The organism is Streptomyces sp. NBC_00414, from assembly GCF_036038375.1.
Taxonomy (GTDB): Bacteria; Actinomycetota; Actinomycetes; order Streptomycetales; family Streptomycetaceae; genus Streptomyces.
In genome coordinates, this window is sequence record NZ_CP107935.1 from 4,308,074 (window position 1) to 4,321,828 (window position 13,755).

Sequence of the window (13,755 nt, forward strand, 5' to 3'; positions counted from 1 at the left end):
GGCGCTCAGGCGCGCAGCGCTTCGATCGCGTCCGCGAGGGCCTGCGGCACGTCCGGAACAAGGGCATGCGCCCCGTCGCGTACGACATGACGGCCGCCGACAACCGTGTGCCGCACATCCGCCGCTGTCGCGGCGAATACGGCCGTCTCGGCGCCGAGCCGTGGCAGCGTCCCCGCTGTTCTGACCGAGTCGAGCGCGACCGTCGTGAAGTCGGCGAGCGCGCCCGCTTCGAGGACGCCCGCGTCGGTCCAGCCCAGGGCCGCGTGACCGTCCGCGGAGGCGGCGCGCAGAAGCGCCGCCGCCGTCCAGTGGCCCCGGGTGCGGCTGCGCAGGCGTTCGTTCAGCTCCATCGCGCGCGCCTCTTCGAGCAGGTCGATGACGGCGTGGCTGTCGGAGCCGAGGGACAGCGGGGAGCCCGCCTGCTGGAGCGCGACGGCCGGTCCGATGCCGTCGGCGAGGTCGCGCTCGGTGGTCGGGCACATGCAGGTGCCGGTGCCCGAGCGGCCGAGCAGCGCGATGTCCGCGTCGGTGAGGTGGGTGTTGTGCACGCCGGTGGTGCGCGGCCCGAGCACCCCGTGGTCGGCGAGCAACTGTGTAGGGGTACACCCGTGGGCCGCCTGGCAGGCGTCGTTCTCGGCCGTCTGCTCGGACAGGTGCACATGGAGCGGGGCCCGCCGCTCCTCGACCCACCGCGCCACCGTCGCCAACTGCCCGGCGGGCACGGCCCGTACGGAGTGGATGGCGGCCCCGATCCGCGCGTGATCCCGGTCCTTGAGAACTGAACAGCGTGCTGCCCAGGCCTCCGCGGTGCCGTCGGAGAAGCGCAGCTGGTGCCGGTTCGGGGGCTGCCCCCTGCGGGCGTCGACCAGACCCCCGGCGAGGTAGACGGTGTCGAGGAGGGTGATGCGGATGCCCGCCTCGGCGGCGGCCTCGACGAGCGCCTCACCCATGGCGTTCGGGTCGGCGTAGGGCGTGCCGCCCGGCGCGTGGTGCACGTAGTGGAACTCGCCGACCGCCGTGACACCGGCAAGGGCCATCTCGGCGTACACCGCGCGGGCGAGCGCGTGGTACGTGTCCGGGGTCAGCCGGTCCGCGATGGAGTACATGATCTCGCGCCAGGTCCAGAAGGTCCCGGAGCCGACCTGGACGGTGCCGCGCAGGGCCCGGTGGAAGGCGTGGCTGTGGGTGTTGGCGAGGCCGGGGAGGGTCAGGCCGCGCAGGATCTCCGCTCCGGGCGGTGGGCTGTCGACGCCCGTACGGACGGCGGCGATCCGTCCGTCCGCGCCCACGTCGAGGGCCACGCCCGGCTCCACGTAGGAGTCGAGCCAGGCGTGCTCCAGCCAGTACGTCGTGCCTCGCACGCTCGCTTTCAGCTCGCTCACTTGCAGGCCAGCCCTTCCAGTACGTCGGCCAGTGCGGTCACCCCGGCAACGCAGTCGTCCTCGGCGGCGTACTCGGCCGGCGAGTGCGAGACGCCCGTGGGGTTGCGTACGAACAGCATGGCGGTGGGGATCGAGCCGGAGAGGATCCCGGCGTCGTGTCCCGCACCTGTTCCGAGGACGGGAACATTCAGGTGCGCCCCCGTGCCCCCGTCCCCGCCGCCCAGGACGCGGGCGATCTCGTCCCGCAGTGCGTGCTCGAACTCGACGACCGGGGTGAACGACTCCCGGACCACGTCGAGGTGGATCCCGTGCGCGTCGGCGTACTCGCGGGCCGCCTTCTCGATGCCGTGGACGACCGTGTCGAGGGTCGCCTGGTCCGCGGCGCGGGAGTCGAGCCAGCCGCGTACGAGGGAGGGGATGGCGTTGACGCCGTTCGGCTCGACCGAGATCTTGCCGAAAGTGGCCACGGCGCCCGCGAGCTCGGCCTCCCGGCGGGCCGCGAGCACGGTCTCCGCGTACGACAGCATGGGGTCGCGGCGGTCCACGAGGCGAGTGGTGCCCGCGTGGTTGGCCTCGCCCCGGAAGTCGAACCGCCACCGCCCGTGCGGCCAGATGGCGCTGGCGACGCCGACCCGGTCGCCGGTCAGGTCCAGGGCGCGCCCCTGCTCGACGTGCAGCTCGACGAACGCGCCGATACGGGCCAGGCGTTCGGGGTCAGCCCCGATGGCGTCCGGGTCGTGGCCCGCGGCCTCCATGGCCTGCGGGAGGGTGATCCCGTCGGCGTCGGTGAGCCGGTGTGCCTGCTCGACGGTGAGTTCCCCGGCGGTGAGCCGCGAGCCCACACAGGCCAGCCCGAAGCGGGCACCTTCCTCGTCGCCGAAGTTCACGATGGCGAGGGGCTTGGTGAACCGCGCGTTCCGGCCGCGCAGTTCGTCGAGCGCGGCGAAGGAGGACACGACGCCGAGGGGCCCGTCGAAGGCGCCCCCGTCGGGCACCGAGTCGAGGTGGGACCCGGTGACGACGGCGTCCCCGGCCGAGGGGTCGCCGAGCCACGCCCACTGGTTGCCGTTCCGGTCCAGTTCGAGGGTGAGCCCACGCGCCTCGGCCTGTGCCCTGAACCAGTCACGGCAGTCGGTATCGGCCCCGGTCCAGGCGAACCGCCGATACCCACCGGACCCGGCATGCCGCCCGATGCCCGCCAACTCCCCCCACATCTCAAGAAAGGAGGAACCCCCCGCCCCAGCCGGCCCGTCCGGCGTTTGAGGACGAGGCCGCTCAGGCACCACCAGCCCGTCCGGCGTTTGAGGACGAGGCCGTTCAGGCCGATCGGGGGCCTGGGGGCGGAGCCCCCAGCGGGGCCCGGGGGCGGAGCCCCCGCCGGACGACGACCCGCTCACTCGCCCTCCCGCATGGGAACCCGCACACCACGCTCGTCAGCGACGGCCTCGGCGATGTCGTACCCGGCATCGACATGCCGAATGACACCCATCCCGGGGTCGTTCGTCAGCACGCGGCGAATCTTCTCGCCCGCGAGCTTCGTGCCGTCGGCCACCGTCACCTGCCCCGCGTGGATGGAGCGCCCCATGCCCACACCGCCGCCGTGGTGGATGGACACCCAGGACGCGCCGGAGGCCACGTTCACCATCGCGTTCAGCAGCGGCCAGTCGGCGATCGCGTCGGAGCCGTCGAGCATGGCCTCGGTCTCGCGGTACGGGGAGGCGACGGAACCGCAGTCGAGGTGGTCGCGGCCGATGGCCAGGGGGGCCGTTAGTTCGCCGGAGGCGACCATGTCGTTGAAGCGCTCGCCCGCCTTGTCGCGCTCGCCGTAGCCGAGCCAGCAGATCCGCGCGGGCAGTCCCTGGAAGTGGACGCGCTCGCCGGCCAGCTTGATCCAGCGGTGGAGGGACTCGTTCTCCGGGAAGAGGTCGAGGATCGCCTTGTCGGTCTTGTGGATGTCGGAGGCCTCGCCGGACAGGGCGGCCCAGCGGAAGGGGCCCTTGCCCTCGGAGAACAGCGGCCGGATGTAGGCGGGCACGAAGCCGGGGAAGGCGAACGCCCGCTCGTATCCGGCCAGTTGCGCCTCGCCCCGGATGGAGTTGCCGTAGTCGAAGACCTCGGCGCCGGCGTCCATGAAGCCGACCATCGCCTCCACGTGCCGGGCCATGGACTCACGGGCCCGGGTGGTGAAGCCGGCCGGGTCCTTGGCGGCGTACGTGGCCATGTCGTCGAGGTCGACGCCGGTGGGCAGGTAGGCCAGCGGGTCGTGGGCCGAGGTCTGGTCGGTCACGATGTCGATCGGGGCGCCCTCGGCGAGCATGCGCGGCAGCAGGTCGGCGGCGTTGCCGAGCAGGCCGATGGAGAGCGGGCGGCGGGCGTCCCGGGCCTCGACAGCGAGCTGGAGGGCGTGCTCCAGGGAGTCGGCGCGTACGTCCAGGTACCGGTGCTCGATGCGGCGCTCGATGGCGCGCGGGTCGACGTCGATACAGATCGCGACGCCGTCGTTCATCGTCACGGCGAGCGGCTGGGCACCGCCCATGCCGCCGAGACCGGCGGTCAGGGTGATGGTCCCGGCGAGCGTCCCGCCGAACTTCTTCGCGGCGACGGCGGAGAAGGTCTCGTAGGTGCCCTGGAGGATGCCCTGCGTGCCGATGTAGATCCACGATCCGGCGGTCATCTGCCCGTACATGGTGAGGCCGAGGGCTTCGAGGCGCCGGAACTCCTCCCAGTTCGCCCAGTCGCCCACCAGGTTGGAGTTGGCGATGAGGACGCGCGGGGCCCACTCGTGGGTCTGCATGACGCCGACGGGGCGGCCGGACTGGACGAGCATCGTCTCGTCCTGCTTCAGCGTCCGCAGCGTACGGACCATGGCGTCGTAGGAGCGCCAGTCGCGGGCGGCCTTGCCGGTGCCGCCGTAGACGACGAGCTTGTCGGGGTGCTCGGCGACCTCGGGGTCGAGGTTGTTCTGCAGCATCCGCAGAGCGGCTTCCTGCTGCCATCCCAGGGCGCTCAGTTCCGTGCCGCGTGATGCTCGGACGGGGCGGGGTCCTGACATGGTCTGCCTCCTGGCGACTGGTGAGTACTCCGGGTGCTGCCGTTCGTACAGCGGTCCAGCGGTAAGCGGTACAGCGATACAGCGATACAGCGATACAGCGGATATTCACATCCTGGGCTTCTGAATAGAACTAGTCAATACCCCCGTGGGCCAGCGGGGGCGCCGTACGGGTGTTTGGCTGGATGTATGGCTGCATACGGCACGGACACAGGGGACACGGACACGACGGGCGATCGGCCCGACGGGAGCGCGGGCGGGGGCAGGGGTGGGGGAACGGACGGCGGAACGGCCGAGACGGTGAAACTGGAGGCGACTCAGGGCGCGGCCGGGGCCGTGCGGCGCGACGAGGCCGTTCGCGCGGCCGTGGAGCAGGGACTCGTGAGCCCCTCCACTCCCCTCGTCGCACTCCTCGACACCACCGGCATCCGGGCTTCCGTGGCGGCCCTGCGGGCAGCCTTCGACGCGGTGAGCGCACCGGGTACGCCCGTGCTGCACGCGTTCGCGGTGAAGGCGACCCCGCTGGTGCCGGTGCTGCGGCTGCTGCACCGGGAGGGCGTCGGCATGGAGGTCGCGAGTCCGGGGGAGCTGGCCCTCGCCCGCGCGGCCGGGGTGCCGCCGTCCCGTACGGTCCTCGACTCGCCCGCGAAGACCCCCTCCGAGCTGCGGGAGGCGCTCGCGCTGGGCATCGCGGTCAACGCGGACAACCCCCAGGAGCTGGCGCGGATCGACGCCCTGGTCCGGTCGGCGTCGACCCGCTCGCCCGTGGGGCTGCGGGTGAACCCGCAGGTCGGCGGGGGTTCGATCGGGGCGCTGTCGACGGCGACGGCGACCTCGAAGTTCGGGGTGGCGCTGCGGGACGAGGGTGCGCGCGAGTGGGTCGTGCGGGCGTATCTGGACCGGCCGTGGCTGACCCGGCTGCACACGCACTCCGGTTCGCAGGGGATGCCGCTGGAGCTGATGGCGCGCGGGGTGGCCGCGGCGTACGGGCTCGCGGAGGAGGTCAACGAGCGGGCCGGGCGGCGGCAGATCGACACGCTCGACATCGGCGGCGGGCTGCCGGTGAACTTCGGCTCGGACGCCCACGCGCCGACCTACGAGGAGTACGCGCGGCTCCTCGCGTCGACCGTGCCGGGGCTCTTCGACGGGCGGTACGGGCTGGTGACGGAGTTCGGGCGGTCGCTGCTCGCCAAGCACGGCATCGTGCTGGCCCGCGTCGAGTACGCGAAGTCGGCGGGCGGCCGGGCGATCGCGGTGACGCACGCGGGAGTTCAGGTGGCGGCCCGCACGGTGTACGCGCCGGAGTCCTGGCCGCTGCGGGTGGCCGCGTACGACGACAAGGGGCGGCCGAAGGCGGGGCCCGACGTGGTGCAGGACGTGGCGGGACCCGCCTGCTTCGCGGGTGACCTGCTGGCGGAGGGCCGGTCGATGCCGCTGCTCGAACAGGGCGACTACGCGGCGGCGCTCGACACGGGGGCGTACTACTTCGCGCACCACTACGGGTACAACTCGCTGGCGCGGCCCGCCGTCCACGGTTTCGGTCCGGACGGGGCGGGCGGGGTGCGGTTCGCGGTGGTCCGCACGGCGCAGACGCTCGACGAGATCGTGGCGGAGTCGGGAGGGGCACACACCGAGGCGTTGACCGGCACGATCTGAGGCACCCGCGCCGGGCCGAGCCTGTCCGGGCCGACCCTGCTCGGCCCGGACAGGAGCACAAAGCAGCGCGGATCGTGCCTGAATCCGCGGACCAGGAAAATCCCGAAGGTCTGATTATCGGCAGGGCAATCGACCCACACTAGTCAGCAACCGGCATGTTCCAAGGGAAATTGCCATATCTCTCACTCGTCGCGCACACGTTGCGTAGCTTCTGCGTCACTCAGCTGAACCGACGGGCGGGAGGGGGAGCACCGTGCCCGGAATCGACGAGTGCCTGCTGGAGGCCATGAGGCTGCCCGGAGCCCGGGGAGCCTCGGTGGTCGACTGGACCAGCGGACTGGCTCTGGGCACGGTCGGCGACTCACCCAACGGGGACCACGAGGCCACCGCGGCCGAGTCGGCGGAACTCGCCCGGCTCGCCGCGGAACACAAGGCCTTCGCCCCGGAGGAGGGAGCCGACTGGTCCGGCGGGCAGCCGCCGGTGGAAGACCTCATCATCAGCAACCGGGACAGCTATCACGTCCTGCGCTTCGTCCGGACGACCTTCGACAGCAGTGTGTTCCTGCATCTGTGGCTGGGGCGCTCGGACGGCAATCTCGCACTGGCCCGAATACGCCTGGGCGAGATGGCGGAACGGCTGGTGGTGGGGTGACCACGATGGAAGCACGCCCCCTGCCGGAACTGGGGAGATACGACCGCGGTCCGTCGGAGCGCACGGACTCGCAGACCGGGGCGGCGCCCATGCTCAGCCCCATGCTCAGCCGCCTCGCGGAGGAGCGCGCCACCGGCGTCCTGACCCGGGACCGCGGGGTGCTGTATCTGGTCGAGGGCCAGGTGGTGCACGCCGAGAGCCCCGCGACCCCCGGGCTCGACGTACTGCTCACCAGCCGCGGGGCACTGGGTTCCGACGGCTGGTGGGAGGCCGTCTCAAAGGCGGGGGCCGAACGGCGCGTCGGACGGTTCCTGGTGGACAGCGGGCGGCTGGCCGCGGGCGCCCTGGAGCTGTGCCACCTGGGGGCGCTGTACGACGCCGCGTTCTTCACGCTCGGCGCGAGCAGCGGGCCGGCGCGTTTCAGGTACGGGGTCGCGCACTGGATCGGCCCCGTACGGCCGGTGACCGTGGACGCGGTGGAGCGCGAGACGCTGCGGCGCCGCGCGCTGCTGCACCGCATCTGGCCCGACCCGGACACGGACACCGCGGAACTCGTCCGGACCGGCCGGGCCGTCGACGCGGTCCTCCCCCCGCGTCAGCGCACGGTGCTCGACCAGGTCGACGGGCAGCGCACGGTCTCGGACATCTCACGGGTCCTCGGCCGGCCGGGATTCCACACCCTGGTCGACGTCCGCCGACTGGCGGCCGCCGGGATCGTGACGACCCGTACGCGCACGGTCGAGTCCCGGGCCCCGGAGTCCGACGTACCCGTGTCCCCCCTCTCCAGTGCGACCGCCCGGGCGGCGCAGGCCGCGCAGGCGTCGGCGGATCCCGACGTGGCCCTGCTGCGCAGGCTCAGAGACGCATTGGAGGCCTTGTGATCCGCGCGCTCCGACAGCGTGCCGAGAGGAGACAACTGATGGCGGCGGAGGCCGAAGTCCTCGACGAACTGCACCGGTTACGGGCCCGGGTGCCCCAGCTCACGGGCGCGCTCGCGGCCAGCGTCGACGGCCTGGTACTGGCCCAGGACACTCCGGGCGTGGAGCCGGAGGGGCTGGCCGCCCTCACCGCCGCCGCACTGGGGGTCGCCCTCCGTGTGACGGACGCGACCGGACGGGGCGACTTCCGCGAGCTGCTGGTGCGCGGCGAGCACGGCTATGTGGCGACCTACGCGGCGGGACCCACCGCCGTACTGACGCTGCTGGCCGGCGACCGGGCGAACGTCGGCCGGCTGCATCTCGAAGGGCGCCGCTCCGGCACCCGGATCGGCGAACTCGTCGAGGCCGCCGCCGAGGCCCAGCCGACCCCGGCGGCACGGCCCGCCCCGAAGGCCCTCACACCCCGCACCAGAACCGCGCGCACCGCGCGGACGGTCCCCGGGCCGACCGGCGAAAGCCCTTGAATCCGGTGGCACCGAACCGAACCTGACCACCCTGAAACACCCTGAACAACCACGAACCAACATGAACTGAACCGAACCGAAAGGACCGGCACAACCATGACCAACACCGAAACCGCCTTGAAAGAGACTCTGGCCTCCATCGAGGGCGCGACCGGAGCCGCTCTCGTCGACTACACGACCGGTATGGCGCTGGGCACGATCGGCGGCAGCAAGAGCTTCGACCTCACGGTCGCCGCGGCCGGCAACACCGACGTCGTCCGCGCCAAGATCCGCACCATGGAACACCTGGGCCTGAAGGGCGAGATCGAGGACATCCTGATCACGCTCTCCGACCAGTACCACCTGATCCGGCTGATCAAGGGCCGGGGCGGCAACGGCCTCTTCCTCTACCTGGTGCTCGACGCCAAACGCGCCAACCTGGCCATGGCCCGCCACCAGTTGAAGAAGATCGAGGGCGACCTGGAGGTCTGACCGACCCAGCGGTGAACCGGCGGGGGCGAGGTCCGGGGGATCAGACCAGCACCCCGCCCCGACGCCGCGCCCCACCGGGCGCGGCGTCGCCCGCGGCGATTCCGGTGGCTCGGTAGCCCTTGACGCGCTTGCCCGCCGGAACGCCCGCGCCACGGCCCAGCCAGTCGACCCGGACCCACAGGAGCGACTCGGCCGACCGTTCGAGCCGGCCGATCCAGGCCGCCTTGAGGCGAAGGCCCACTCCGGCGCCGGCGAGCAGCAGCCCGCCGGCGGCCGGCACGGCGAACGCGGACCCCAGCGCTGCGGCGAAGGCGAGCAGCAGCCACCAGCGGTGCCCCCGGCGCCAGTTCCGTACGGACACCGCCCGGTCCTGCAGCACATCGTGCTTGCTCGCGCGGTCGGCGCCGCGGGCGAGTGCCACGTACCGCTTCCTTCGCATCAGCAGGACGACGACCGCTGTGATCAGGAAGAGCGCGGCTCCCGCCGGCACCCCGATCCGCCGTCCCGTGATCCCGGGCACCAGTGCGCCCACTCCCGCCGCGACGACCCCGAGCCATCCCAGCGGTGCCGCTCCGGCCCGGACGACGACGGCCACCCGAGCAAGTCCCTGCCCTCCGCGCGCCACGCTCCGCCTCCTCACCAGACGCCTGTGTGTGGCGGGCAGATTAGCGGCCGAAGGTGAGACAAATATGAGAGAGCCCGCAAAAGGACAGGCGGACTCCGCTACTCCACGAACAGGTTGCGCGCGGCGGCTCCCGCGTCGAACTCCTCAAGGCGCGCCTGGGCGTCCGGCAGCCCGTCGCACATCGCTTCGAGCAGCACCCGCCCCAGCAGCATCGGCGCGCAGGCCGTGTCGAAGGCGAGCCCCGTCCCGACGGCGGCGGGCAGCAGCAGGTCGGACACCTTGGCGACCGGCGCGAACGCGGAGTCCGCGACGGTGACGACGGTGAGGCCGGCCTCCTTCGCGTACGCGAGGGTGTCGACGACCTCGCGCGGGTGGCGGGGCAGCGCGAAGCACAGCAGGGTGCTGGCCCCGGCCCGTACCGCCGCGTCGATCCGGTCGTGGACCATCGTGCCGCCCTCGTGCAGCAGCCGGACGTCCGGATGGACCTTGGCCGCGAAGTACGCGAAGCCGTACGCCTGGGACGCGGCGGCCCGCAGCCCGAGCACCGGCAGGGGGCGCGAGGCGGCGAGGAGCCGGCCGGCCCGTTCGACGGGACGCGGGTCCGCGAGCACGGAGGCGAGGTGGCGGAGGTTCTCGATCTCGGCCTCGACGGCCTGCTGGTACTCGTTGTACGAGCCGGTGTCGGCGGCGGGTTCGGCGGGGGCGACCTCGCGCAGGTGTCTGCGCAGCGCCGGGTAGCCGTCGAAGCCGAGGGCGACGGCGAAGCGGGTGACGGAGGGCTGACTGACGCCGGCGAGTTCGGCGAGCTCCACGCTCGACAGGAACGGCACGTCGGCGGCCCGGCGCACCATGCTGTGCGCGATGCGCCGCTGGGTGGGGGTCAGCCGGTGCCCCTCGAAGAGCGCCTGCAGCCGTCCGGCGGGAGCGTCCGTCACGCCCGAGCCGCCGCCGGTGCTCCCGTCGTGCCCGCCCGTGTTCGGGTGGTCCGTGCTCGCGTTGCCGTCCGGGCCCATGTCCATGTCCCTGTCCATGCCCATATTCACGCTCGTGTTCCCGTCCACGCTCATGCCGCCGTGCTCCCACTCCAGATGTCCGTGAACCGGTCGAGCAGCGCGGCCGCCGCCGTCACGTCGTCCGTGAGCGGCCGGTCGGTCGCATCCGCGTCGAGCACCGATTCGGCGATCTCCAGCGCCCTGCCCACCGGCAGCTCCGGGTCGGGACGCAGGCCGCGCTGGCGCAACGCCCGTACGGCGGCCACGAGTTCGCAACCGACGACGAGACGGTACGCGCTGCACGCGCGCAGGGTCTGGCGAGCCGCGAGCGAGGCGAAACTCGCCTGCTCCTCGACGCCCCGGGAGAGTACAGCGTGGCCGAGCGAGGCGGGCGCGGAGAAGGCCCGCAGGTCACCGAGGGCGGCCCCGGCGGCGTACTCCAGGATCATCACGCCGGAGGAGGCCGCCTCGTGGTCGGCGAGGAAGGGGCGCAGCCGGGTGTAGGAGGGCTCGTTGAGGGTCGACAGGCGTGAGGTCGACAGCCGGGCGACCTGGGTGAGGGAGAGCCTGAAGTGGTCCAGGGCGAGGGCGAGTTGGGCCTGGTAGAAGCCGCCGTGGTGGTAGGCGGCCATGTCCTCGGCGCAGATCAGCGGGTTCTCGGCGGCCGCGTTGATCTCGACGGCCAGGACCTCCTCCAGCGCGTCGGCCGCGTCGTGCGCGGGGCCGTGGATCTGGGGCACGCACCGGAAGCCGTACGGGTCCTGGATCCGGCCGAGCGGCGGTGTCGGGCGGTCGGGCGCGCCGATCATCTCCCGCATCCGCCGGGCCACTTCGGTCGATCCGCGATGCGGCCGGGCGGCGTGCACGGGCGCCGCGTACGCCTCGTACGAGCCGTCCACCGCAACCAGCGACAGTGCGGCGACGACCTGTGTGGCACCGATGAGCCCGCGCAGTTCGTGGAGGGCGAGCGCCGACTGGCCGAGGGTGAGGGCGTTGCTGCTGATGAGCGCGAGGGCGTCGTTGTTGTCGAGCGGCTGCGGTTCGGGCGCGACCACCGTCGCCGTCGCCGTAACTGTCGCTGTGGCTGTGGCTGTGGCAGTCGCCGGCAAGCCCGAGGCGCCTCCCGGTGTCGCGTCCGCGCCGCGCCAGGGATGCTCCCCCGCCAGTGCCAGCCCCAGCTGCGCCAGGGCCGCGATGTCGCCGGTCCCCACCGAGCCGAACTCGTTCACGACGGGGTACGCGCCGGTCTCCAGCGCCTCGCACAGCGCGGTGACGACGGTGGGGCGCAGGCCCGCGCCGCCCGCTAGGAGCTGGTTCGCCCGTACTGCGAGCATCGCGCGGACCTCCCGGGCGGGCAGCTCCGCCCCGATGGCCCCCGCATGGCTGCGCAGCAGGCGCAGACCGTGCTCGGCGGCCGCCTCGGTGGGCACGTCCTCGTTCCGGTTCGCGCCGACGCCGGTGGACCGGCCGTACACGCGGCCGGTCGCGGCGATGCGCCGGGCCGCGTCCCAGGATTCCTCGACGCGCTTCATCGCGTCGGTGCCGGGGACGGGTCGCGCGGACCCGTCGGCGAGGCGTACGACGTCGGCGACGCCCGTGCTGTAACCGTCCAGCACCACGAGGCCGGTCGTCACCCCACTCGGCGTGTCCACATCCCGAGACGACATAGAGCGCAAACTCCCCTCAATCCGGGCATTCGGTCTTACCTGTCGATCACAGGAAACCGGCGATCGACACCACACCGTTGACAAGCTATTCAAGTACAGAGAACTCTGCATGACTATATGCAGCCGGGCAAGGGACACCTCATGATCCAGTTCGACGCGGTCCACAAGCGTTTCCCGAATGGCACCACCGCGGTCCACGACCTCTCCCTGGAGATGCCTGAAGGGGGCGTGACCGTCCTCGTGGGATCTTCCGGTTGCGGCAAGACGACGACCCTTCGGATGATCAACCGGATGGTCGACCCCACCTCGGGCACCATCCGGGTCGGCGGCCGTGACGTGCTGGAACAGGACGCCGCCGACCTCCGCCGCTCCATCGGTTACGTCATCCAGCAGTCGGGGCTCTTCCCGCACCGCACGGTTCTCGACAACATCGCGACCGTGCCGCTGCTCCTCGGCTGGGGGCGCCGCAAGGCACGGTCCCGGGCCGCGGAACTCCTGGAGACGGTCAGCCTGACCGCCGAGGCCGGGAAGCGCTACCCTCACCAGCTCTCCGGCGGCCAGCAGCAGCGCGTCGGCGTGGCCCGCGCGCTCGCGGCCGACCCGCCGGTGCTCCTGATGGACGAGCCGTTCGGCGCCGTCGACCCGGTCGTCCGCACCCAGCTCCAGGACGAACTGCTCCGGCTCCAGAAGGAGCTGAACAAGACGATCGTCTTCGTCACGCACGACATCGACGAGGCGGTACGGCTCGGCGACCGGATCGCCGTGTTCCGCACCGGCGGTCACCTCGTCCAGTGCGCCACCCCGGCCGAGCTGCTGGCCCGCCCGGCGGACGACTTCGTCGCGGACTTCCTGGGCGCCGAACGCGGCCTGAAGCTGCTGTCCCTGACCTCGCTCAAGGGCATCCCACAGGCCCCGGCCCCCGAGAGCGGTACCTGGGAACTGGTCCTGGACAGCGCCCGCAAACCCCTGCACTGGCGCCCCAAGAACACCGGGGACACCGCAGGAACCGGAGAAACCACAGCAACCGCAGCAACCGAACTCCCCGTACGCCCCCTGCGCGACACGGACTCCCTGCTCGCCGCCCTCAACGAGTCCATCGCCTCTCCGGCCGGACTCGTGGCCCGGGTCGGCGCCGACGGCGCCCTCACCGGAGTGACCTCGCGCGACGAGATCCACCGGCACGCGGGACAGGCCCACGCGGAAGCCCGGGTGGCCTGATGACCATCGACTGGTCGTGGATCGGCGACCACACCGACGACCTCACCACCCTCACCCTCTCCCACCTGCAGGCAGCGCTGTCCGCGGTCTTCTTCGGGCTGCTGATCTCGCTGCCGCTGGCCGTGGTCGCCCACCGGATCCGCCCCCTGCGCGGCGTCCTCCTGGGCCTGTCGAACGTCCTCTTCACGATCCCGTCGATCGCGGTCTTCGTGCTGCTCCTCCCGGTCTCCGGACTGACCCGCACCACCACGGTCGTCGGCCTGACGATCTACACCCTCGTCGTCCTCCTGCGGAACACGGTCGAGGGCCTCGACTCGGTCCCCGCGAAGACGAAGGAGGCCGCGAAGGCCATGGGCACGCGCCCCCTGCGCGCCCTCCTCACCGTCGAACTCCCCCTCGCGCTCCCGGTGATCATGGCGGGCGTCCGGATCGCGACGGTCATGTCGATCTCGCTGGTCTCCGTGGCCACGTACATCGGCGACGGCGGCCTCGGCCAGCTCTTCACGGACGGCTTCCAGCGCAACTTCCCGACCCCGGTCATCGTCGGCGTCGTCCTGACGCTTCTGCTGGCCCTGGTCGCGGACGCCCTGCTGGTCGCCGTCCAGTACGTACTCACCCCGTGGAAGAGGCGGCGAGCCTGA

General features: G+C 72.2%; 13 protein-coding genes. 7 read left to right on the forward strand and 6 right to left on the reverse strand.

Going from position 1 to position 13,755, the window contains the following annotated elements; translation table 11 throughout:
* Positions 1-5: 5 nt before the first annotated feature.
* The 3 genes from OHS59_RS18455 to hutU all read right to left on the reverse strand — a co-directional run bounded on the left by OHS59_RS18455 (position 6) and on the right by hutU (position 4,434).
* A complete protein-coding gene (locus tag OHS59_RS18455; protein ID WP_328499262.1) occupies positions 6-1,361 on the reverse strand; it encodes a formimidoylglutamate deiminase in 1,356 nt (451 codons plus the stop codon).
* Between the two features lie 17 nt (positions 1,362-1,378).
* Positions 1,379-2,596: an allantoate amidohydrolase gene (locus OHS59_RS18460; protein ID WP_328494504.1), complete on the reverse strand. Its 1,218-nt coding sequence runs from the start codon at positions 2,594-2,596 to the stop codon at positions 1,379-1,381.
* Between the two features lie 179 nt (positions 2,597-2,775).
* Positions 2,776-4,434 carry a urocanate hydratase gene (hutU, locus tag OHS59_RS18465; protein ID WP_328494505.1) on the reverse strand — a complete coding sequence of 553 codons (1,659 nt, stop codon included), beginning with the start codon at positions 4,432-4,434 and terminating at the stop codon, positions 2,776-2,778.
* Positions 4,435-4,620: 186 nt separating this feature from the next.
* Here hutU and OHS59_RS18470 point away from each other — a divergent pair, with 186 nt between their 5' ends.
* The 5 genes from OHS59_RS18470 (at position 4,621) to OHS59_RS18490 (ending at position 8,612) form a co-directional block, all read left to right on the forward strand.
* On the forward strand, positions 4,621-6,087 hold the full coding sequence (locus OHS59_RS18470) for a diaminopimelate decarboxylase (protein WP_328494506.1): 1,467 nt from the start codon (positions 4,621-4,623) through the stop codon (positions 6,085-6,087).
* A 253-nt stretch (positions 6,088-6,340) separates the two neighbouring features.
* Positions 6,341-6,739 (forward strand): hypothetical protein, encoded by a 399-nt coding sequence (locus tag OHS59_RS18475; RefSeq protein WP_328494507.1) that lies wholly within the window; start codon positions 6,341-6,343, stop codon positions 6,737-6,739.
* 101 nt (positions 6,740-6,840) lie between these two features.
* Complete coding sequence (locus OHS59_RS18480) at positions 6,841-7,620, forward strand: transcriptional regulator (RefSeq protein WP_443061638.1); 780 nt, start codon at positions 6,841-6,843, stop codon at positions 7,618-7,620.
* A gap of 38 nt (positions 7,621-7,658) precedes the next feature.
* On the forward strand, positions 7,659-8,141 hold the full coding sequence (locus OHS59_RS18485; RefSeq protein WP_328494508.1) for a roadblock/LC7 domain-containing protein: 483 nt from the start codon (positions 7,659-7,661) through the stop codon (positions 8,139-8,141).
* Positions 8,142-8,237: 96 nt separating this feature from the next.
* The gene (locus tag OHS59_RS18490; protein WP_189769750.1) at positions 8,238-8,612 is read left to right on the forward strand and encodes a hypothetical protein; all 375 of its coding nucleotides are present in this window, start codon (positions 8,238-8,240) and stop codon (positions 8,610-8,612) included.
* 40 nt (positions 8,613-8,652) lie between these two features.
* Here the strand turns inward: OHS59_RS18490 and OHS59_RS18495 are convergent, their stop codons facing one another.
* The 3 genes from OHS59_RS18495 to OHS59_RS18505 form a co-directional block, all read right to left on the reverse strand.
* Complete coding sequence (locus OHS59_RS18495) at positions 8,653-9,237, reverse strand: hypothetical protein (protein ID WP_328494509.1); 585 nt, start codon at positions 9,235-9,237, stop codon at positions 8,653-8,655.
* 98 nt (positions 9,238-9,335) lie between these two features.
* Positions 9,336-10,250 carry a MurR/RpiR family transcriptional regulator gene (locus OHS59_RS18500; RefSeq protein WP_443061639.1) on the reverse strand — a complete coding sequence of 305 codons (915 nt, stop codon included), beginning with the start codon at positions 10,248-10,250 and terminating at the stop codon, positions 9,336-9,338.
* A gap of 50 nt (positions 10,251-10,300) precedes the next feature.
* Complete coding sequence (locus tag OHS59_RS18505) at positions 10,301-11,896, reverse strand: aromatic amino acid ammonia-lyase (RefSeq protein WP_328494511.1); 1,596 nt, start codon at positions 11,894-11,896, stop codon at positions 10,301-10,303.
* A gap of 141 nt (positions 11,897-12,037) precedes the next feature.
* Between OHS59_RS18505 and OHS59_RS18510 the strand changes: the two genes are divergently transcribed.
* Positions 12,038-13,114 (forward strand): ABC transporter ATP-binding protein, encoded by a 1,077-nt coding sequence (locus OHS59_RS18510; protein ID WP_328494512.1) that lies wholly within the window; start codon positions 12,038-12,040, stop codon positions 13,112-13,114.
* Positions 13,114-13,755: an ABC transporter permease gene (locus tag OHS59_RS18515; RefSeq protein WP_328494513.1), complete on the forward strand. Its 642-nt coding sequence runs from the start codon at positions 13,114-13,116 to the stop codon at positions 13,753-13,755. Before OHS59_RS18510 ends, OHS59_RS18515 begins: the two co-directional genes overlap by 1 nt.

Excerpts from the sequence above, each read along its gene's own strand:
- OHS59_RS18460 (WP_328494504.1), bottom strand. The coding sequence starts at position 2,596 with ATGTGGGGGGAGTTGGCGGGCATCGGGCGGCATGCCGGGTCCGGTGGG.
- hutU (WP_328494505.1), bottom strand. The coding sequence starts at position 4,434 with ATGTCAGGACCCCGCCCCGTCCGAGCATCACGCGGCACGGAACTGAGC.
- OHS59_RS18470 (WP_328494506.1), top strand. The coding sequence starts at position 4,621 with ATGGCTGCATACGGCACGGACACAGGGGACACGGACACGACGGGCGAT.
- OHS59_RS18480 (WP_443061638.1), top strand. The coding sequence starts at position 6,841 with ATGCTCAGCCGCCTCGCGGAGGAGCGCGCCACCGGCGTCCTGACCCGG.
- OHS59_RS18485 (WP_328494508.1), top strand. The coding sequence starts at position 7,659 with ATGGCGGCGGAGGCCGAAGTCCTCGACGAACTGCACCGGTTACGGGCC.
- OHS59_RS18490 (WP_189769750.1), top strand. The coding sequence starts at position 8,238 with ATGACCAACACCGAAACCGCCTTGAAAGAGACTCTGGCCTCCATCGAG.
- OHS59_RS18500 (WP_443061639.1), bottom strand. The coding sequence starts at position 10,250 with ATGGGCCCGGACGGCAACGCGAGCACGGACCACCCGAACACGGGCGGG.
- OHS59_RS18505 (WP_328494511.1), bottom strand. The coding sequence starts at position 11,896 with ATGTCGTCTCGGGATGTGGACACGCCGAGTGGGGTGACGACCGGCCTC.
- OHS59_RS18510 (WP_328494512.1), top strand. The coding sequence starts at position 12,038 with ATGATCCAGTTCGACGCGGTCCACAAGCGTTTCCCGAATGGCACCACC.
- OHS59_RS18515 (WP_328494513.1), top strand. The coding sequence starts at position 13,114 with ATGACCATCGACTGGTCGTGGATCGGCGACCACACCGACGACCTCACC.